This is a genomic window from Neobacillus sp. SM06 (assembly GCF_050496765.1).
GTDB lineage: Bacteria > Bacillota > Bacilli > Bacillales > Cytobacillaceae > JAEVLT01.
Genome location: NZ_JBNWEO010000015.1, coordinates 619,872 through 640,201 on the forward strand (window position 1 = coordinate 619,872; position 20,330 = coordinate 640,201).

The 20,330-nt window shown below is 43.8% G+C and carries 17 protein-coding genes and 3 riboswitches; of the genes, 1 reads left to right on the plus strand and 16 read right to left on the minus strand.

Translation table 11 applies throughout. From position 1 onward, the window contains the following. Positions 1-245: 245 nt before the first annotated feature. From ACQYAD_RS12605 to ACQYAD_RS12625, 5 genes are all read right to left on the minus strand, one after another. Positions 246-1,004, minus strand: a complete 759-nt coding sequence (locus ACQYAD_RS12605) for a hypothetical protein (protein WP_430238631.1) — start codon at positions 1,002-1,004, stop codon at positions 246-248. Positions 1,005-1,122: 118 nt separating this feature from the next. After that, positions 1,123-1,773, minus strand: coding sequence for a thiamine phosphate synthase (thiE, locus tag ACQYAD_RS12610; RefSeq protein WP_430238632.1), 651 nt, complete (start codon positions 1,771-1,773; stop codon positions 1,123-1,125). Positions 1,774-1,809: 36 nt separating this feature from the next. Next, positions 1,810-2,610, minus strand: a complete 801-nt coding sequence (gene thiD, locus ACQYAD_RS12615) for a bifunctional hydroxymethylpyrimidine kinase/phosphomethylpyrimidine kinase (protein ID WP_430238634.1) — start codon at positions 2,608-2,610, stop codon at positions 1,810-1,812. 5 nt (positions 2,611-2,615) lie between these two features. Continuing rightward, positions 2,616-3,422, minus strand: coding sequence for a hydroxyethylthiazole kinase (gene thiM / locus ACQYAD_RS12620; protein ID WP_430238635.1), 807 nt, complete (start codon positions 3,420-3,422; stop codon positions 2,616-2,618). A gap of 111 nt (positions 3,423-3,533) precedes the next feature. After that, a riboswitch (TPP riboswitch) is annotated at positions 3,534-3,638 on the minus strand. Positions 3,639-3,690: 52 nt separating this feature from the next. Then, positions 3,691-3,957, minus strand: a complete 267-nt coding sequence (locus tag ACQYAD_RS12625; RefSeq protein WP_430238636.1) for a phage holin — start codon at positions 3,955-3,957, stop codon at positions 3,691-3,693. A gap of 268 nt (positions 3,958-4,225) precedes the next feature. Between ACQYAD_RS12625 and ACQYAD_RS12630 the strand changes: the two genes are divergently transcribed. Continuing rightward, on the plus strand, positions 4,226-6,331 hold the full coding sequence (locus ACQYAD_RS12630; protein ID WP_430238638.1) for a PBP1A family penicillin-binding protein: 2,106 nt from the start codon (positions 4,226-4,228) through the stop codon (positions 6,329-6,331). A 43-nt stretch (positions 6,332-6,374) separates the two neighbouring features. Here the strand turns inward: ACQYAD_RS12630 and ACQYAD_RS12635 are convergent, their stop codons facing one another. From ACQYAD_RS12635 to ACQYAD_RS12685, 11 genes are all read right to left on the minus strand, one after another. After that, the gene (locus ACQYAD_RS12635) at positions 6,375-7,142 is read right to left on the minus strand and encodes a 3-oxoacyl-ACP reductase (protein ID WP_430238640.1); all 768 of its coding nucleotides are present in this window, start codon (positions 7,140-7,142) and stop codon (positions 6,375-6,377) included. 1,051 nt (positions 7,143-8,193) lie between these two features. Beyond that, entirely contained in the window at positions 8,194-9,636 is a 1,443-nt protein-coding gene (locus ACQYAD_RS12640; protein WP_430238641.1) for an acyl-CoA reductase, read from the minus strand. 21 nt (positions 9,637-9,657) lie between these two features. Next, the gene (locus tag ACQYAD_RS12645) at positions 9,658-10,755 is read right to left on the minus strand and encodes a CoF synthetase (protein WP_430238643.1); all 1,098 of its coding nucleotides are present in this window, start codon (positions 10,753-10,755) and stop codon (positions 9,658-9,660) included. Then, positions 10,752-12,053, minus strand: coding sequence for a solute carrier family 23 protein (locus ACQYAD_RS12650; RefSeq protein WP_430238645.1), 1,302 nt, complete (start codon positions 12,051-12,053; stop codon positions 10,752-10,754). Before ACQYAD_RS12650 ends, ACQYAD_RS12645 begins: the two co-directional genes overlap by 4 nt. Positions 12,054-12,203: 150 nt before the next feature. Further along, a riboswitch (TPP riboswitch) is annotated at positions 12,204-12,314 on the minus strand. Between the two features lie 48 nt (positions 12,315-12,362). Then, positions 12,363-13,058 carry an ECF transporter S component gene (locus tag ACQYAD_RS12655; protein WP_430238647.1) on the minus strand — a complete coding sequence of 232 codons (696 nt, stop codon included), beginning with the start codon at positions 13,056-13,058 and terminating at the stop codon, positions 12,363-12,365. After that, positions 13,037-14,662, minus strand: a complete 1,626-nt coding sequence (locus ACQYAD_RS12660; RefSeq protein WP_430238649.1) for an ABC transporter ATP-binding protein — start codon at positions 14,660-14,662, stop codon at positions 13,037-13,039. The genes ACQYAD_RS12655 and ACQYAD_RS12660 overlap by 22 nt, the downstream gene beginning before the upstream one ends. After that, positions 14,644-15,522, minus strand: coding sequence for an energy-coupling factor transporter transmembrane component T (locus ACQYAD_RS12665; protein ID WP_430238651.1), 879 nt, complete (start codon positions 15,520-15,522; stop codon positions 14,644-14,646). Before ACQYAD_RS12665 ends, ACQYAD_RS12660 begins: the two co-directional genes overlap by 19 nt. Before the next feature lie 17 nt (positions 15,523-15,539). Then, positions 15,540-16,286: a DUF4430 domain-containing protein gene (locus tag ACQYAD_RS12670; RefSeq protein WP_430238652.1), complete on the minus strand. Its 747-nt coding sequence runs from the start codon at positions 16,284-16,286 to the stop codon at positions 15,540-15,542. A 16-nt stretch (positions 16,287-16,302) separates the two neighbouring features. Further along, positions 16,303-18,117 carry a DUF4430 domain-containing protein gene (locus ACQYAD_RS12675; RefSeq protein WP_430238654.1) on the minus strand — a complete coding sequence of 605 codons (1,815 nt, stop codon included), beginning with the start codon at positions 18,115-18,117 and terminating at the stop codon, positions 16,303-16,305. Between the two features lie 127 nt (positions 18,118-18,244). Continuing rightward, a riboswitch (cobalamin riboswitch) is annotated at positions 18,245-18,439 on the minus strand. A gap of 141 nt (positions 18,440-18,580) precedes the next feature. Next, on the minus strand, positions 18,581-19,051 hold the full coding sequence (gene ribH, locus ACQYAD_RS12680; protein ID WP_430238655.1) for a 6,7-dimethyl-8-ribityllumazine synthase: 471 nt from the start codon (positions 19,049-19,051) through the stop codon (positions 18,581-18,583). Between the two features lie 67 nt (positions 19,052-19,118). Further along, positions 19,119-20,312, minus strand: a complete 1,194-nt coding sequence (locus tag ACQYAD_RS12685) for a bifunctional 3,4-dihydroxy-2-butanone-4-phosphate synthase/GTP cyclohydrolase II (RefSeq protein ID WP_430238657.1) — start codon at positions 20,310-20,312, stop codon at positions 19,119-19,121. Between the last annotated feature and the right edge of the window lie 18 nt (positions 20,313-20,330).

Here is a 20,330-nt window from a genome sequence, read left to right on the forward strand (position 1 = left end):
GTGAAGTAGTTCACATCTCGAATCCTTGTCATAAAGTTGTCACAATCTGTCTTATTTCTGAATGAGGTCAGATAAAAACAAAAATAGCCACATAGATGGTTTCTATGTGACTATTTTTGTTTGCTAGAGAATTTATGAAATTGGAAAAATACGACGCAGCACCCATCAACCGATTAACTGTTGACAAGAGCAGGAAAGAGTATTGGAATAGAAAATCAGTGTATGAGAAAGAGGCCACCGAAGGATTAACCGATTAGCAAGCGGACATTTTCAATTTCAATTTCCATATTTTCATATTGAAATTCCAAGGATTTAGCCTTCAAGTCAACGGATAAATCGTGATGCGGGTCTTGGACAAAATGAAGCTTCGTTTCCCCCATGTTTAACGTTTTCTTATTCTTTGTTCCAGCCAACTTTGGAAAAAGATTCTTTATGTATGCCCATTCCTCATGGGAAAAATCTTTCATTATAAAAGCTTCACTGATCGAGACGATACCAACATCCTCTGCATTTGGTTTCATAAAATACTTTCGAATAAATTCAAATTTTCCTAAACTGTCCATTTGCAAAAACATGATTTGCAAATCGCTGTTTGGGATTGGCTTTGTGTAAATAATTTGTAACGGCAGTTTTAGTTTTAACAGCCCTCCAAACAATTTAAAAGGGATTCTTTCTGGTCCGTGAAAAGGGATACCACGCTCTTCCAATCCATGTTTAATATCGTCCAAGGAATCGGTTGCCAAACATAGACCGAAAATGCCGCGCTTCCCGCCATTATATTTGGAGACCCACTCTTTTTTCCAGCTGCCGCCATCTGGTTTTTTTAAATAAGGCAGCACAAGGTATTGATCCCCAATCCACAGATTTGCTACATGTATTGCTTTCGTGACTTGTCCCTTTTCTGGGTCAAAAGGAATTCCATAATCATCAAAGCTTTTTTTTAGTTGAAACAACTTTTTTTCATCATGGTCAATATGGATAACAAAGTGGTCTAATCTCAGCAACCAGCACACTTCCTTTAATGAATATTCTTACTTTTTCTATTATAAACTTTTTTCCAGACAATTGAAATGATTCTACAAAAAAACCATCCTACAAATTTACTAGGATGGTAGTTTGTACCTATAATACTTGATTTTTCAATTGTTTTGCAGCTTCATGAATGTTTGTTGCAAGGCTGATCGCCGTAATCACACTCACGCCATCTGCCCCTGCTTCCATTACAACGGATGCATTTTCTGAGTTGATTCCACCAATGCCAACAAGCGGAATGTCTATTCCTTTTCTCCTGAGTTCACGAATGAACGTTGTCCCTTGAACGGGTTTGACATCCTCTTTTGTTGATGTTGGAAAAATCGGTCCGATTCCTAAGTAATCGGCGCCTTGTTCGATTGCAGCATGTACTTCTTCAAGCGTGTGTGCAGACACACCAAGAATTTTATCGCCAATTTTGCTGCGTACGGTTTCGACTGGCTCATCTTCCTGTCCAATATGAACACCATCAGCATCGAGCCTAAGCGCAAGTTCAACATCGTCATTTACAATAAAAGGGACACCATGATTACGGCAAATTTGCTGCAGCTCATTAGCCAACATGAATTTAGCCTCTCCAGTCAGCGCTCCCTTTCCCTTCTCACGAAACTGAAACAAGGTGATTCCGCCTGCAATTGCTTCTTGCAATACCTCTTTAGGATTTTTTGTACAATTTGGACTTCCAGCAATAAAATATACTTTCAGTATGCTCCGCAACCGTTCTTGATCATATGTTGACATGACTTCATCCTCTTTTCAATTCTCCCGATAAGAAAGTTATCGAATTTTGTTATAAGCCCAGTGGTTGGTTGGGCCATGGCCGCCACCGATTTTGAGATCATGTTGGATCGCAGCTTGAATAAAGTTTTTGGCCGTTGCGGCCGCATCTGCCACATTTGCTCCTTTTGCAAGCTCAGCGGTTAACGCAGCAGAGAACGTACAGCCTGTCCCATGCGTGTTTTTCGTTGCAATACGGGTACTTTTGAAGTAATGAAATTCCTGCCCGTCGTATAATACGTCTAACGCCACATCGCTGTGCTCATCATGACCGCCCTTTATAATCACATTTTGAACGCCCAAGCTGGTTAATTTCATTGCTGCTTCCTTTTTGTCCTCAAGCGTTTCAATTGTCATCCCGGTTAGTTCCTCTGCTTCCGGAATGTTTGGCGTAATCATCAACGAAACCGGCAGCAAAACGTTTTTCAGTGCTTCGACCGCTTCTTTTTGCAGCAAGGAAGCCCCGCCTTTTGCGATCATCACCGGATCGACAACGACTTTTTTCCAATTATACTGCTTGATTTTCTTTGCAACAGTCTCAATGATTTCGGCGTTAAACAGCATCCCTGTTTTTAATGCGTCAGTTCCCATGTCTGTACCAATGGAATCAATTTGAGCTGCTACCGCTTCAGCAGTCATCGGATAGACCCCTTGAACGCCAAGGGTGTTTTGCGCGGTGACCGCAGTAATCGCCGACATGCCAAATACTCCTAATTCTTGGAACGTTTTTAAATCAGCCTGAATACCGGCACCCCCGCCGCTATCCGATCCAGCGATTGTGAAAGCTTTATACACTGACATGACAGTCACTCCTTTATTTGTGAAAAATTCCCTAGTTGCTCGATTTCTTTTGCCGTAACAGTTGAAAGCTGATTTAAAAATTCAATTTGAAAGCTGCCGGGTCCATCCGTTTTTTTGGCTGCAATCTCTGCTGCCACGCCGTAATATGTAAGGGCAGCGACAGATGCCTTGATCCGGTCGGATTCCACCGCGGTAAATGCGCCAATAACTGACGTTAGTAAGCAGCCTGTACCAGTCACTTTTGTTAATGTAGCATCGCCGTTTTGTATAATGAAGGTTTTTTCGCCATCGGTGACGATATCTTCTTTCCCAGTTAAAACAACAACAGTATTGAGCTTTTTCGCGGCTGTTTTTGCCAAATGGACTGGATCTGTTTGTGATTCACCAGCGTCAACACCTTTAATATTCCATTGCTGCCCAGCTGTGTTGGCAATTTCGGCTGCATTGCCCCGCAAAATCGATACCTCTACTTGTTCCAGGATTTTTTGTGCGGTTTCTGTGCGGTATGCCGTTGCCCCAGCACCAACTGGATCAAGAACAACCGGAACACCGTTTGCATTTGCCGACTTTCCGGCAATCAGCATCGACTCCACGACAATGGTATTTAGTGTGCCGATATTTAACACGAGTGCACCAGCAATCTTTGCCATATCCGCCACTTCTTCAGCAGCATAGGCCATCACGGGTGATGCTCCTAATGCTAAAAGGCCGTTTGCAGTAAAATTCGTGACAACTACATTTGTAATATTATGGATGAGGGGATTTTCCTCCCTAACCTTTTGCAGCAGTTCTCCTACATAACTTGTATCCATTAAAATCCCTTCCTTTATGTATAATAAAAAGCCGGAGTCCCCATGAGCCTGGCAATCGAATGAAAAAAAGCCAGATTCAATTGAACTGGCTGCCGAAATAAGTATTAGAAAAAACCATTTCTGCTACTTTCCTACGCTGGCATCATCCAGATCAGGTTAAAAGGGTTGAAAAAAAGCTTTTCTCTCAGCCCAATTCGGGCACCCCTAGTAGTTCAATAGCTTGCTAAAAACATCATAGCGCTATTCGGCTGATTCGTAAAGCAAAACCTTATTTAGGTTCCTCGTATTTCATTGCATGATCACTGTCCGCATACCCTTTTGTCGTTGGGTCTTGAACCAATCCAAGCATTGAGAGCAAAACAAACACCGCATTGGCAAAGGTCAATACATAATCCTTAATAGCTTGTGTGATTTGAAAATCGGTAATCCCCAATGTATTTAAACCAGTCAAGATAATTTGCGCAACAAGCATGATTTGCGAGATAAATGCAACGACCCAGCTCCAGTTTTTAAACCGCACTTTCCAGTTCACCATAATAGTCTCCCCCCTATCGACTTTCGCATTCCATTTTTTAACGAAATCCATCAGGACTGCGTTTTTATAAGCTCGGCTACTATAGCATATGCAGCAGAGCTATTTGGTTGTCCACGATTTCATTAGTCAAACAGTTGATTTTCCGGCACATGGATGATCCGGGTTTTTCCATTTATTTTTCCTCAACCATACTCTCATTTTTGAAAAAGTTTCGATGAATCATTATAATGAATGAAGCAGAAATATTGGTGAAAGTAAGGAGATTGATATGAACCGCTTAGCACCCTTTTGGGAAATGATAGTGCGATTTTGGAAACGGAAGCACTTAACACAAGTTTTGTTATTATCTGTTCTTCTTATTATTTTGGTCACGATCTCCTATTTCGGTTGGCTGGCAAGCCGGGCGAATGTTCAATCCCTTAAGGAAGGATTAAGCCAAGCGACGGTTATTTACGATAAGGATGGCGATGTCGCGACAAATGTTGCCACAAACCGGACAATTGGTGTATCAATTAAAGACATTCCAAGATATATTCCAAACGCTGTTGTCGCAATCGAGGACGAGCGTTTTTATGAACATGGCGGCTTCGATATTCGGGGGATCATACGGGCATTTTTTAGCAATTTGTTTGCAGGGAGAATTACGGCTGGTGGCAGCACCTTGACCCAACAACTGGCAAAAAACGCGCTACTTTCGCCGGAAAGGACATATAAACGGAAGGCAGAAGAGCTTTTTTTAGCGGTAAAACTCGAGAATGTCTATACAGAAGACGAAATTCTGCAAATGTATCTGAACCAAGTTTATTTTGGCAGCGGTGCTTGGGGGATCGGCAATGCTGCAAAAAAATATTTTAATAAAAATAGTAAGGATATCTCGATCAGTGAAGCCGCCATGCTTGCCGGGCTTTTGCATGCGCCGAATTACCTCGATCCGTATAACAACTACGACCTCGCGATGCAGCGGCGCAACGTTGTTTTGGCAAAGATGAAAGAGCTTGGCATGATCACAAATGCCCAGTATACGGCAGCAAAAAAAGAAAAAATCCAGCTTCATGATGGCGGCGGCAGCTATGTGGATCGAAAATATCCTTATTATGTAGATGCAGTATTAAACGAAGCGATTTCAAAATATGGCTTGACACAGGATGAAATTCTAACAAGAGGCTACCGGATTTATACGGAAATGGATCAAAATATTCAAGCTGGCCTTGAGAATGTTTATAACCAAAATCGTTTGTTTCCAAGTGGAAGAGGTGGGAAGCTTGTTCAAAGCGGCGCGGTTTTATTGGATCCTGCTTCCGGCGGAGTTCGCGGACTTGTCGGCGGCCGCGGTGAGCATACTTTCCGCGGTTTTAACCGGGCAACACAATTGCAGGCCCAACCGGGATCGACGATGAAGCCCCTTGCTGTTTATACACCAGCGCTTGAAGAAGGCTATAATTATAATTCGAAGCTAAAGGATGAACCGCTGACAATTGGAAATTACAAACCGGAGAATTTTTCGAAAACGTATCAAGGGGAAGTTCCAATGTATAAAGCAGTTGAGGAATCGCTGAACGTTCCGGCGGTTTGGCTGTTGAATGAAATTGGGCTGAAAAAAGGGCTTGACTCTCTCAAACGTTTTGGCATCCCCTATGGGAAGGAAGATGAAAACCTGGCCATTGCGCTTGGCGGCATGAGTAAAGGAGTGTCCCCTCTTCAGATGGCAGATGCATTCTCTGTTTTTCCTAACGGGGGAAAACGGAATGACGCCCATCTGATCACAAAAATTGTCGGTCCAACTGGAAATATTATTGCTGAACATAAAGAAAAGACAACAAACGTAACATCCAAATCAGTTGCCAATGATATGACCGCCATGCTGCTAAATGTTGTAGAATCGGGAACTGGCAGAAATGCGCAAATCAAGGGGGTACAAATTGCTGCGAAAACTGGGTCAACACAGCTTCCATTTCCGGATATTAACGGGACAAAAGATCAATGGATGGTGGGGTATACGCCGAACCTTGTCGGAGCCGTATGGATTGGCTATGATCAGACGGACCGGGAACATTTTCTTCCGAGTAACAGCTCAAAAAATGTCGTGCCGATTTTTCGTGAAATCATGAGTGCAGCGATGCCGAGTGTTAAACCTGCCAAGTTTGAAGTCGATTCAATCAATACACAACTGGCCAATAGCGGGCAAACTCAACAGGCGATAAGGGATCAGGCGAAGAAAATCAGCGAGGAATTAAACGCAAACGCACAAAAATTAGGCGAAAAAATCAAGGAACAGGCGCCCGCGTGGAAAAAAGGGCTCGATCAAGCGATCAATTCGATCGGTCAGGCAGTAACCCAAATGGTTGATCAGCTACAGAGATTAAAGGGTCAATAACGAAAATAGCCGTTTCTCTTTATGAGAAACGGCTTAGTTGATGTTATTTCATGACCAATCCTCCGTCAACATTCAAACATTGTCCGGTTATGAAAGATGCCCAGTTGGATGCAAGGAAAACGACAGCGCCGGCAATATCATCTGGAGTAGCCAGCCGGTGCAGCGGTGTCAATTGAATAATCGCTTCGCGGACATCTTCTTTTGTTTCAGAACTTGAGTCCGTTGGATAGGTGAGACCCGGTGAAACAGCATTGACTGTAATCCCAAACGAACCAAGGTCGGCAGCAAGTGTACGAGTAAAACCAAGCAAAGCCATCTTTGCTGTTGTATAGTCATGGTACGGGATCACCGGAAAATCGATTAAATTGCTGACAATATTAATGATTCTCCCTGACATTTGTTCTTTCATAAACGGAATCGCAGCCTTACAAACATTATAGGCGCCTTGGACATTGCCATCTAATTGAGTCTGATAATCCTGCCAGTCTATTTCCCAGGCCGTTTTCCTTGTTTTTGGATTAAACGTATAATGGCTTAACGCATTGTTGACGACAATATCAATCCCGCCAAAAGAATCTCCTAGTTGAGTGATCATTGTTTGCACTTGATCCTGGCTGCGGACATCTGCCTGAAACGCAGCTGCCTGTCCGCCAAATGCTTCAATTTCGGCAACTACTTTTTCAGCAAGCGCTTGATTTTTCAAATAATTGACGCCGACAAATGCCCCTTCCGCCGCAAACTTTTTCGCAATCGCAGCTCCGATTCCCCTGCTTGCTCCGGTGACTAACACAATTTTGTCTTTTACGTTCATCGGTGAGCCTCCTTTCTTTTTTTAATTTGCTATACTAGCTTTTTGGGCTTTTAGGTGGGATTTATAAACCGGGCTTATTGACCATGAACACTCTTTTTTCCTTCGAAATAGCGTTATGAACCATTCTTATCGACCGTGAACACTCTTTTTTCCCTCGAAAAGGCGTTATGAACGGTTCTTATTGACCATGAATCCACTTTTTTCCCTCGAAAGGGCGTTATGAACCGTTCTTATTGACCATGAACACTCTTTTTTCCCTCGATAGGGCGTTATGAACCGTTCTTATTGACCATGAACATTCTTTTTTCCCTCGAAAGGGCGTTATGAACCGGGCTTATTGACCGTGAACACTCTTTTTTCCCTCGAAAGGGCGTTATGAACGGTTCTTATTGACCATGAATCCACTTTTTTTCCTCGAAAGGGCGTTATGAACCGCGCTTATTGACCATGAACACTCTTTTTTCCCTCGAAAGGGCGTTATGAACGGTTCTTATTGACCATGAATCCACTTTTTTCCCTCGAAAGGGCGTTATAAACCGGGCTTATTGACCATGAACACTCTTTTTTCCTTCGAAATAGCGTTATGAACCGGGCTTATTGACCATGAACATTCTTTTTTCCCTCGAAAGGGCGTTATGAACGGTTCTTATTGACCATGAACACTCTTTTTTCCCTCGAAAGGGCGTTATGAACCGGGCTTATTGACCATGAATCCACTTTTTTCCCCCGAAAGGGCGTTATGAACTGTTCTTATTGACCATGAATCCACTTTTTTTCCTCGAAAGGGCGTTATGAACCGGGCTTATTGACCGTGAATACTCTTTTTTCCTTCGAAAGGGCGTTATGAACCGGGCTTATTGACCATGAACATTCTTTTTTCCCTCGAAAGGGCGTTATGAACCGGGCTTATTGACCGTGAATACTCTTTTTTCCTTCGAAAGGGCGTTATGAACCGCGCTTATTGACCATTCGCATCCTTATTTTGCTCACGAGGGACTTATGAATCACCCTTATGAAGCGCTATCGAATGCGATTGATTTTTCCATCCTGCCTACTCCACATCCGGATCGTACCATTCAAGTCCTTCCTCAAGTCCCCGTTCAATATCCGTAAAACGCAAGAGGTCGATCAAATTAAACCGACCATCATGATGCCACCCCGGCTTTGCACTGTTCATTTGTCCAATCGGCGATAGGCGGTTGACGCCAAGCGAACCAAGAAAGTCAGCAAGGAAAAAAAGACGATCGGGTGAAACGGCAAGACCGCACGATTGAAGGTATTTTTCAAATTGCTGCATTTTCGAAAGATCGGATTCCAGTTTCTCGGATGCAAACACATGAACAAACCGATTCAGCGGCGATCCGGCAAAACCGGGTTCATCATGATATACAACCGTCCAGGACGTATCCTCTTGGCTGGCATACAAACTGATTTTCGGATTTTCCAACGATTCCAGCTCGGCTTGATTCCGCAAATTGCGAATCGACATTGCTTCCTCATCCGTTATCGATGCTCTTGGTCTTTTTTTAGCATAACGATCAAGTTCGGCAGCCAGCAATTGTGCAAACTGTTGGGGACTGATCGCACCGCCGGCTTCAACGAGCACAGACTGCGGTGACAGACAGCTTTGCTGATCATAGATGGAAACATCTTCGGCAAGCTTATGAACCGTTTCATAGAAATGATCAGGCGTAAGCGCTTCTTTGCCGATGACAGCAAGACTGATTTTATGCCCATAGGTTAAAAACTTTTTTGACAGTGGCACCAATTGCCGAACTGCTTTTACTGCTTTATCCGAACCATAAACGATCACTGCTTCGGAACTGTCAACTGCGGCTTTCTCCAGTTCCGTCATTCCGCCTTTCCAGGGGAGAATCGCAACCGTTTCAGCCAATTGCGGATCCACCTCGGCAAGCGACTGACTAAACAGTACCGGTAGCAGCGGTTCCGCTGTCGATGTTTTGCCAAGATTGGCTGATTTTAATAAAAGCCCCATGATCAAACTCCAAATTTGCACGCCAGGTACATTTCCGGAAAAAACATGAAAAATCGATCGCGGTCCATATGCCCGGCTCATCCCGCCAGTTTTTCGGGGACGAAACTCGTCCAGCATCGCCGGTTGATCAAATTCTTCATCTAAAAAGCGCAGCAATTCTTTTTTTCGAAATGTCCGCATATATTTTTTCAATTCGAGCCGCACCATTTCGGGATCGTATCCAGTGATTTTTGGAATCAGTGTTTCCGCCTGCTTCCGAAACGGATAATTAGGATCAAGCCATTTTTGAACGGTCTGATCAATTTTTTTGACGATATCTTCTGTTGTAAGCTGCGCCAAATAATCGAGGCGGTTTTGTTGTATCTGCAAAGCAATCTCCTGAATTTTTTCATTCGTTAAGACTGGAAAAACCAATTTACAGGATGAATCGACCAACTGTTCACGAACATCAGGTAGATCAACTGATTTTGGGATCCAATACGCTTTGATAACTTCCATTATTTTTGCCTCACTTCCATCTTACCCTCGGTTCGACTGCAGCAGCTGATCAACGGCGATGGAACAGCCTCTTGCTTCAGAGCCTTGTACCCTTCCGAGCAAAACAAAACCATGTTCCGTGCGGTAGCCGATATCTTCTGTTAAAATGGCCAAACATGAATTCCAATTGGCCAGGTCATAATGGGCAATCACACCCACCTTGCCATCCGAAACAGGCTCAAGAGTGTCTGTATCTAAGATTACCGTTTTCACCCAAGCTGGTCCGGCTTTAGCAAAAATGGTCTGCCCGTTTTCATAAGTGGAAAGGATGGTCTGGTCATAGATTTGCGAGCTTAATTCGGTCATCCCGTACATATTGATGACCATGTTCCGCTCCACATCAAAAAATTCCGCAAACATTTTGTATAATTGTTCCATTTCGACTTCGCGAGCCTGCCCTTTAAATCCGCCCGTATCAAAAATTCTGCTGCCTTTTGCCAGCCGAAAGCGACATTTTTGTTCATGAAAATAATCGAGCAGATGCACATAGGCAAACGTCGCACCCATCAGCAAGACCGCCTCGCCGCGAGCCTCGCACTCTTTTAGTGCAGCAGCGACTGCTCCCATATCCAACCCCGCTTCCGAAAAAAAGAAACGGCTATTAGCTGTCCCAAAATAGGTAACAGCATTTGATAAATAACGGGAAAGGGACGAATTTTGATTCAAATCAGCAGCGGGCGACAATACAAAAATCGTCATTTTTTCAACATCCGGCAACACAAACTTTTTAAACGGACCTTTCATTGATGCGTCCCAAACAGCTAGCGTCGGATGATAGTTTTTCCCTTTCGCGTTCGGATTTGTAGTCCCGCTTGTCATAAACACCGCTTCCGCTTCTTCAGGCGGTTCACAGGCAAGTGTTAATTCCTTGAAGCCTTGAATCGGAATCGGCGGAATTTGCTGCCAGTTTTTTATGGTTAAAGGTGTTTTTCGCTTCGTCTGACAAAACTTTTTATAAGGAAGATTGTATTGAAATTGAAAGCGAAACAACTTTAAGGCTGTTTCATTAAACAATGGATCATCATTTCCCTCAATAAATGAAAGGAGATCACTTATGATATTGATCGAATCCGGCCTCATTTACTTTCCTCTTTTCTTAAAATCTTCGGCAAATGAACTAGAATGAGCTGCATGACGATTGATGCAAAAGCTGCGATGAAAATACTGTTGGATAAAAATGTTACCAATGTACCTTTTGCGTCTTTAAAATATGTTGGCAAGCTGATCGCTAACAGCAGCGATAATCCGGCAATCATAAAATTCGTTTCTGTTTTTTCAATTTTTCCAAGCAACGAAAGCCCGGTAAAGACTAAGCTTGCAGCAGCAGGCAAGAAAATCCCGCCAACAACAGCATCAGGTGTCAGCGCAAGCAATGCACCCGCTTTTGGCACAAAGCCTAAAATTAAAAAGATGATTCCGGCGATCAACACGGGCTGCCTCGAGCCAACACCTGTTAAACGCAATAAGCCGACGTTTTGTCCGAACGCGGTTGTTGGAAAGCCCCCGATTAGCGAAGAAACGAAAGAGCCGGCTGCTTCCCCGGCAAACCCGTTGCGGATCCGCCTTGAATCAAGCTTGATATTCAACATTTCAGCGCTGGCCTCATAGACACCCATTGCTTCAATTACGGCAACAACATAGGCAATAAAGAATGTGATGAAAGTTCCCCACTCAAACGTTAACCCGCCATATGGCAGAAAATGAGGCAAGCCGAACCAGCTTTTGTCAGCGATCATAGAAAAATTCGTCTTTCCCAAGGCAAATGCTATGATGTCACCAACAACTAATGCAATCAGAAACGAAAAAGACTTCCATGCCCCTTTGCCAAAAAGGGATAAAAAAATGACAATCACGGTAGTTGGAATCGACATGGCTAGCGTTGTCGCTGAAGCAAAAGTTTTCATTCCCGGTGTTCCGCCTAAAAATTCATATAAAGTAAAACCGGAAAGTGAGATTCCGACTACAAAAATAACGGTTCCAGATATGACCGGTGTAAACAAAGCCTTCAGTTTTCCGATCAGACCTGTAATCGATAAGAAAAAGACAATAATAGCGCTTAAGAAAATGGCACCGCTTGCTGCGGCGAGCCCGTTTGCCTTCCCAGCGGCAATCATAATCGAGTCAAAAGCAGCCGATGGGCCTTGAACAATCGGCAAGCGAACAAGCTTGGTTGCCTGAATGATGGTAACAAGTCCGGCGGCGATAAAAATCGCGTTGACAATATTAGCAGACAGCGTAAGTGGCAGCCCGACCATCGCTGCAACAAAAATCGGATCAAGCCAGACATTCGAAACAAAGACATGCTGCAGTCCATATAAAATTCCTTTTCCTGGCGGCAGTTTTTCGTCAAGTCCGACGACAATTTTTTCAGTTTCCATTTTCATTTTCCCCTTTTTCTAAATAAAATCGCTTCCGTTTTAACAAAAATATGTATAGTATAGCTCTTCTCAATCCCTCCTAACGATTGTTTCCTAAACGTAAAAAAGCCAGGAACCGATTGGAACCTGACTTTTAAAAGCAACAGAAAATCGTAATTTTCGCTACTTTCCTCCGCTGGAATAATCCAGATCAGGTTCGAAGGGTTGAAAAACAAACCGTTTTTCTCTCAGCCTGGTAAAAAGGCACCCCTAGTAGTCTTGTCAAAGTATGTCTTAATCTTATACTTTAGTAAAGAAAAGTGCAACCATTCAATTCTTGAGCAATCCATATTTTTTCCGAAATCTCGACAAAATTTGTAGCCAGCTGTTTCCGAACACAAGCAGAAAAAATGCATTTGAAAGGGCATGGAATGTATCGAACAAGGCACTCCCGGCAAAATAGCCAAGGACGGTCTGAAGCGTAACAGGGTTACCGAGCTGCACAAAGGAAAAGAACCCCCAAAGATTCATAATCCAGCCAAATAAAAAACCCCACACCACTCCAAATACAACTCTGCCGCATTTCCGATTCATGAAGTGTGTACGGCGAAATAAACCAGCCGTAAGACCAACCAATCCCCATGCGGCCATTTGCCAAGGTGTCCACGGTCCTTGCCCCAAGACCATATTGGAGGCAAGCGCAGCCACCGTTCCGATCATCAACCCGCTCTCAGCTCCAAAAACGAAGCCTGACATTATAATGATAAACGTGGTTGGCTGCACACTTGGAATACTTGCAAACGGAATTCGCGCAACCGCCGCAATGGCCGCCAAGACTGCCAGAAGAACGAGCTCTTTTGCTTCCACTTTCCTCTGTTCAAAACGGATGAACAAAAAAACAAGTGAGACAATCACAACCGCAAAGCTGATCGGAAAAAAATAGTCTTCAAACACAAGCGACAACCCCAGGAGGCTGCTAAACAAAAAAAGAAAAAAAAGATGGATTATGAATCTTTTAGCACGCATTGCCGGACCGCCTCCTCAATGGTCAGAACGCCATGATCAGCAATGTGGCGAAAAAGGCGCTGAACCATTGTGGTATAAAAGAAATTGCCATTAAAGAAACGATCGGGAACCTCTTCAGATGCGACTTTCCCCTGGAACAACATTCCACAGGCCGTTGCGTATTGAGCAGCAAATTCAATATCATGAGTGGACATCAAAATGGTCACCCCCGACTCCTTTAAATCGATTAAAATGGAAGCGAGGCTCTTTTTCGAAACAGGATCAAGACCTTTTGTTGGTTCATCAAGAAGCAACAATGCCGGTTTGCGCAAAAGCAAGCAGGCAAGAGCCGCTTTTTGCAGTTCCCCGCCGCTTAAATCGTAAGGATGGCTGTTCATTAAAGCGGAGATTCCAAGCCCCTCCACAAGTTGCTCAACTTTACTGTGATCTGGAATCCCCCATTGCTCCATCGTTGCTTCTAGTTCTTTTCCGACTGTATCGTGAAGGAAAAACAGCTTTGGATTTTGCGGCAAGTAGCCAATTCGTTGAATGATCTCTTTCTTTTTCCAGGCTTTTAACGGCTTGTTTTCGAAAACGATCTTTCCGAACTCTGGCTTTTCAATCCCGCAAACCAATTTTAAAAGCGTCGATTTTCCCGATCCATTTCCGCCCATCATCGCATAAATTTCGCCTTTGTTCAGACGAAAATCGAACCCTTCCAAAACAAATTGTTTCTGCCGATGGTAGCGAAAAAACACTTCTTGAATTTGCAAAAGAGCTTCCCCTGCTGCTTTTCTTGCTGGATTAATCGGATCTGAACGAAGCTGGAAGCGACTGATCGATTGCTTTCCTTCTTTTACTGTTAACGGAGCCTTGCCATCACCGTTTAACTTGAAAAAAAGTGCCGGGATACTTGGTACATAGTCATGATACGGAGAGAACCAAAGCTCTCGCAAAACTTGCCTTGGATCACCTTTGTCTGCTACTTGACCATTCTCTAAAAATACCATTTTATCTGCAAGAGCAGCTAACTCTTCCAGTCTATGTTCGGCTAAAATAATTGTCATGCCAAACTCTTCATTCAGGCGGATCAAAAGATCGAGTAATTCTCTTGCACTAACCGGATCCAATTGCGCAGTTGGTTCATCCAACAATAGAATGTCCGGCTGCATTAGAAGCACAGATGCCAGGTTAATTTGCTGTTTTTTTCCGCCGGAAAGATCTTGCGTCTTTTGTTCAAGCAGCGGCTCCAAACCGAAATAATGCACCATTTCGGCAACCCTGCTCCTCATTTCAGTTGTATCCAGACCCATGCTTTCCAGGCCAAACACCAGTTCATGCAGAACTTCATCAGCGACAACCTGGTTCTCCGGATCTTGAAAAACAAAGCCGATCGTTGCCGTTTCTTGAAGCGGCTCTCCATTTAAGAGAATTTCCCCTGAAAGCTCGCCATGTGGCTGTATTTCTTTTTTTAATAATCGCAAAAGTGTACTTTTCCCTGAACCTGATGGTCCAAAAAGGACAACAAATTGCCCTTTTTCAATTGTTAGCGAAAGGTTGCAAATGGCTGGTGCTGCGGCATCCGGATAGGAGAAAGACACATTTTTCATCTCAATATACGCCATCGAATCCTCCTCCCTACGTTAACCATCAGTGGAAAACTAAGATACAAACATTCAAAAATAAGAACTTCCAAGTCCATTCCGGTTAGATACCAATTTTCAAGACGCGGATAGACCGTTAGATAGCCATATCCGTTTACACGGCCATACGCAATGGCAATAAAGAGAAAAACAAGGAAAAGGCCTGCAATCCAATCTGCTTTTTTTAAAACAAAATATTCATACGATGAACGTTTTCTGAATCCGTATCCCCTGGCATTCATCGAATCGGCTGTTTGGATTGCTTCTTCTAGTGAAAAGACAAGCAATGCCTGAAGAAAAAGCAATCCCGTTTCTATTCTTTTACGCAGCGAACCGTCGGCTCCAGCAATTCCTTTACTTTTTTGAATGGCAGTGATGTCTTCTGCTCTTTTTTTCATTAGGGGGATAAAACGCAGTGTTAGCATCAGCAAAACGGCGAATTGCGGCAACCACTTTGCAAATAAAAACAATAGCTTATTCGGCGTCATGATCTCATTATACGAGACAAATAGGGCGATTACACCCATGACCGAGAGTGCGCTCATCCCTCCGTAAATAAAAGCCTCTAACGTAAAGCGATGCTGGAAAATAGTCAACAATACATGCCTGCCCCGTTCATTAAAAAGCGGGTTTAAGAGAAAAAGAAATAGCCCGGTAGTCAACATAAAAAAAAGCCACTGGCTCAGGCTTCTCCCGTGATCCCTTAGGAGATGAAGCAAAAGAACAAGAAAAAAAGCGATACTCAAAAAAAGTGGATGGAGCAATAAAAAGAACAAAATCATTGCTCCGCCATAATAGATGAACAGGATCAGCGGGTGAAATCGTTCGAATCGATCATACATGTCATTTTCTCCTTGGATTATTCAACATAAATCGCTTCAACACGATCACCATTTTTAACAGAGATGACGCCGGCGCTTTTCGGAATGCTCGTTCCATTTAATTTAAAGGTCCAACCACTTTTCGCCCCGTAATCGAACTCATAAATGTTTTTAATTCCCGAAACATAAGCCGAAGCACCGTAACCACTGTAATCCACGTTTGTCTTTCCGACTGCTGTCAGCAGCACATCAAGTATTGTATCGCCATCCTTTATTTTTACAGGCGAAGGAGCCCTGTCGGCACTGTGGTCTTCCTTTGGTCCAACGATCGAAAAGGTCACCGTTTTCGCTGGTGCTGGAGCCGGCGCAGGTGGCGGTGCTGCCGGTTTAACAGCGGCAGTTGCCGGCTGTTTCACAGTTGGAGTCGCCTGGCTAGCTCCAGATGTCGTTGCTTTGGCAGCAGGTGCTTTTGTGGCACCCGAATGAGCAGAAGGAGCAGGCGGCATTGTTTGTGCCGGCTGCTCACCATGTTTTGGTTCTTCAGTACTGTTCGTTTGCTTTGTTGTCTGCTCACTTTTATCCGGTGTAGCTGTTGCAGAAGTACTAGTTTTTACCTCTGTTGCTTGTTCGGAAGCGGTTTGATCCGAAGCTTTCTTGTCTGCAATTTTTTGGACTTTTCCTTTTGAATCTGCTTGTTTTCCTCCCGCTGCTGAACTGCAGCCAACTAAACTAAATAGCAAAATCAACAGAAGAAAGAAAGTTATCTTCTTATAAGGCCAATGCAAGTTGGGAACCCCCTTCTTACCATTTTTTTCGCAAACGGCCGATGTAATAAATCGCGCCAATCAACATGAAGCCCACACCGATTAAAATTAAATTCCCTGCATTTGTCGCCGTATCCGGCAGGGCGTATCCTTTCTGTTCTGCCTGAGCTTTGGTATTTTGTGAGGCTTGAGCTTGAGTTTGCGCCGGATCCGCTTTCGCTGCCGGGCTTCCGGCTGCAAGCGGCAAATGATACAGCAATCCTTTTCCATTTACCATCAGCTGATAAGCAACAAGCGCTTCAAATGGCTGCGATGTCGAAAAGGAATCACTTTTGTCGCCGCCTTGCCAGTCAAAGCCTCCATCCGCATTTTGGAATGATAACAAATACTTCAGCACACTCGTTCCATCTTTGGCAAAAAGCGATCCATTTGCGTCAATTCGGAGTGACGAAAGTGCAATCACAGTTTGGGCTGCACTGGAACTATTGTTTATTTTTCCGGCTGAATACTGCTTGGAAAGATACTGGACGGCTGCATCGATTTTCGCCTTCACATCTGTCCTGTCTTTATAAGGAGCAAGCGCGGTTAGAATCATCGCGGTTGAATCGACATCGCTTGCCGCGCTGCCATCCCATGCCCAGCCGCCATCGTTATTTTGTTTTTCTAAAAGCTGATTGACCAATTTCTCTTTTGTCCATAGAGCAGTTTCAGGTACAGGGAATTGGGCGCTGTCCAACGCAATCAAGGCATAGGCAACCCCATTTAATCCTTGTTTGCTAACATTCCCGTTGTAAACTGATTCAACTAAGTTGTAACCATTAATCGTTGTGGGATTCCCACCAGCAGCTAAAACACCCAAAATATAGCGTTCAGTATCTGTGATTCTCGAAAATTTTCCTTGCTTTTCGGCAATTTGGTTTGTTGCATTTTCAAGATAGGATGCCGGGATTGTTTTCCCAGCCTGTTTTAAAGCAATGGCATCCCACTCTCCTATTTGGTTTTTCAACGTGAAGTCTGCAGCTCGATCAATGGCGTTTTGAAGCTCATTGCTTGAAATGGCAGCTGTTGCTGGTTGCTGAGCGTTGCCGTTGGTATTATCTGAACCCGTTGAGCTATTCGTACCTGTGTTTGCCGGTTGCCATGTTTCATACTGAAAGCTGATTTGATCCCCTGGCTTCAGTTGATAGCTATCTGCTCCAACAGATGCCTGTTTTCCGTTTACGTAAAAAGCCCAATAATCGTTACCAGTTGGAGCGACCCCCTTAATCGAGGTGATGTATTTTCCGTATTGTGAGTCACTGTAACCGACTTTATCCCTTCCCATTGTCACTTGTAAAAGTTGAAAAGCGGTCGCTTTGTCCAAAAAGCTGATTGGATAAGCAGAAGTATAAAGATCTTTTTGATCTTTGCCGACAACTTTTAACGTTGCAGTGCTTTTTTGCGCAGTCGGGTAGTCCATGTATTTGAACGTTAAGTTGTCCCCATTTTGAACATGGTAGCTGTCAACTCCAACCGGTGAGGAAATTCCGTTAAGATAAAAAGCCCAATATAGGGTATCGGTTGAAGCAACTCCATTAATCGAGGTGATGTATTTTCCGTAGGTTGGATCGTCCGTAAAGCCAACATTGCTTGCCCCTACAGCGTTAACAAGAGCATTAAATGCGGTATCATTCGACGTAAACGATACTGTTTTTTCTGGAACCGAAGGCGGTGCTGCCGGATCTGTTCCAATTACTGTAACGGTTGCTTGATTTGTCTGTACAGCGGCGAATGTAGGCAGGTGTATACTGCCCATTACAAGGCCGAGAACCAGTAAGATCGCAAACGCCAACTTTGAATAATGTTTTGTCATTTCCTTTCCCCCTAATCAATCTAAAAATTCCCATAAAAAAATCCTCCCAAAAGGAGGAGGTTATGTACGTTAAGATGGTGCCGGCAAATGCCAACTTCAACTTAACACCCTCCTATCCGCGTAGGCTTTTGGTGCAAACAAACAGGCAGGTTTCCTGGCTCATGATCATCGCTTCCTATGCCTTCCCATCAATCGCTTGAAAGTGGCATGTTATAGGTTGCTCACATTTACAGTGGCGGGACCGCGTTGGCTTTTAACCAAACTTCCCTATTAAGCTAAAAATCTTTCAAAAGATTTTAGCACCCGTTTTCGTGGTTATTTTTTTATGACATTCACATTATACACTCTTTTTTAACAAAGAGCGATTTTTTTTAAGAAAAAAGCCAACCGCCCGAAATGCGGGCGGATTGTCTTTCATGGGATGTAGATTTTAATTTTGATAACAATTGTGTTCGAGCTTTTTTTATTGTTCCATTGCTCTTGACAAATTCGCCATTTCGATCGCAGCAGTTGCCGCATCCCAGCCTTTGTTGCCAGCTTTTGTGCCTGCACGTTCAATTGCTTGTTCAATGGAGTCCGTTGTTAAGACACCGAAAATGACCGGAATTCCACTGTTCAGTGCTGCAGCTGAAACCCCTTTTGCTGCTTCATTGCAAACATAATCGAAATGCGGTGTGGCTCCTCTGATTACCGTTCCTAATGTGATAACGGCATCATATTTCTTGCTATCCGCCATTTTTTTGGCAATCAGTGGAATTTCAAATGCTCCTGGCACCCATGCCACGTCAACGTCCGCTTCCTTGACGCCATGGCGTTTTAATGCATCCTGTGCCCCGCTCAATAATTTACTTGTGATCAATTCATTAAAACGACCGACGACAATGCCGATTTTTAAACCAGTACCAACCAAATTTCCTTCAAATAAGTTTCCCATTCTTGATATCCTCCAATTTTCGTTAAAATCAAATCAGTCTTAAGTTCTTTAAGAAGCTTCATTTCGATCAAAAATGAAGCAGGTGTCCAAGCTTGTCATATTTTGTTTTTAAATATTTTTCATTTTCTTCTCTTGCTTCCATTTGGATTGGAACCCGCTCAACGACTTCTAAGCCGTAGCCGCTCAGCCCTTTAATTTTTCGCGGGTTGTTCGTTAACAAGCGCATTTTTTTCACGCCCAAGTCTCGTAAAATTTGTGCGCCAATTCCATATTCGCGCAAATCGGCGGCAAACCCAAGCTTATGATTGGCCTCGACAGTGTCATAACCTTCTTCCTGCAATTTATAGGCACGCAACTTATTCAAAAGACCGATGCCACGCCCTTCCTGACGCATGTATAACAACACGCCATTTCCTTCCTCCTCAATTTGATTCAAAGCTGCATGCAGCTGCGGACCGCAATCACAGCGATAGGAACCGAATACATCACCGGTTAAACACTCCGAATGAACCCTGACCAAAATCGGTTTCTCCGGATCAATCTCTCCCTTAACCAATGCGATATGCTCTTTGTCATCTACGAGATTGCTGTAGCCGATTGCCCGAAAATTTCCAAACTCTGTTGGCAATTGGGCTTCGATTTCGCGCTGAACCAATTTTTCCTGATTGCGGCGATACTCAATCAAGTCTTTGATCGTGATCAATTTCAGACCAAATTGATCGGCAATTTTGCGCAATTGGGGAACACGTGCCATCGTACCGTCCTCATTCATGATTTCACAAATCACGCCAGCCGGTCTGGCTCCGGCTAACCGTGCCAAATCGACAGCAGCCTCCGTGTGACCAGCTCGTCTTAATACTCCCCCTTTTTTCGCAATCAGCGGAAAAATATGGCCTGGACGGCGAAAATCAAGCGGCATTGACGTCGGATCCAGCATTTTTTGGATCGTCAGCGACCGTTCAAATGCGGAGATTCCAGTTGTTGTCGTTTTATAATCGATGCTTACGGTAAAAGCTGTTTCATGGTTATCGGTATTCTTAGCTACCATTGGAGCCAGTTCCAGCTTCTCTGCAAGCTCCGCTTCGATTGGTACACAAACAAGCCCCCGTCCATGTGTCGCCATAAAATTGATGACTTCTTGGGTGGCAAAATCGGCAAGAGCGAGAAGATCCCCCTCATTTTCACGATCTTCATCATCACAAACAATCACAATTTTGCCATTTTTGAGTTCTTCAATCGCTTCTTCAATTTGATCAAACATTGTGTCCACTCCTTTTAT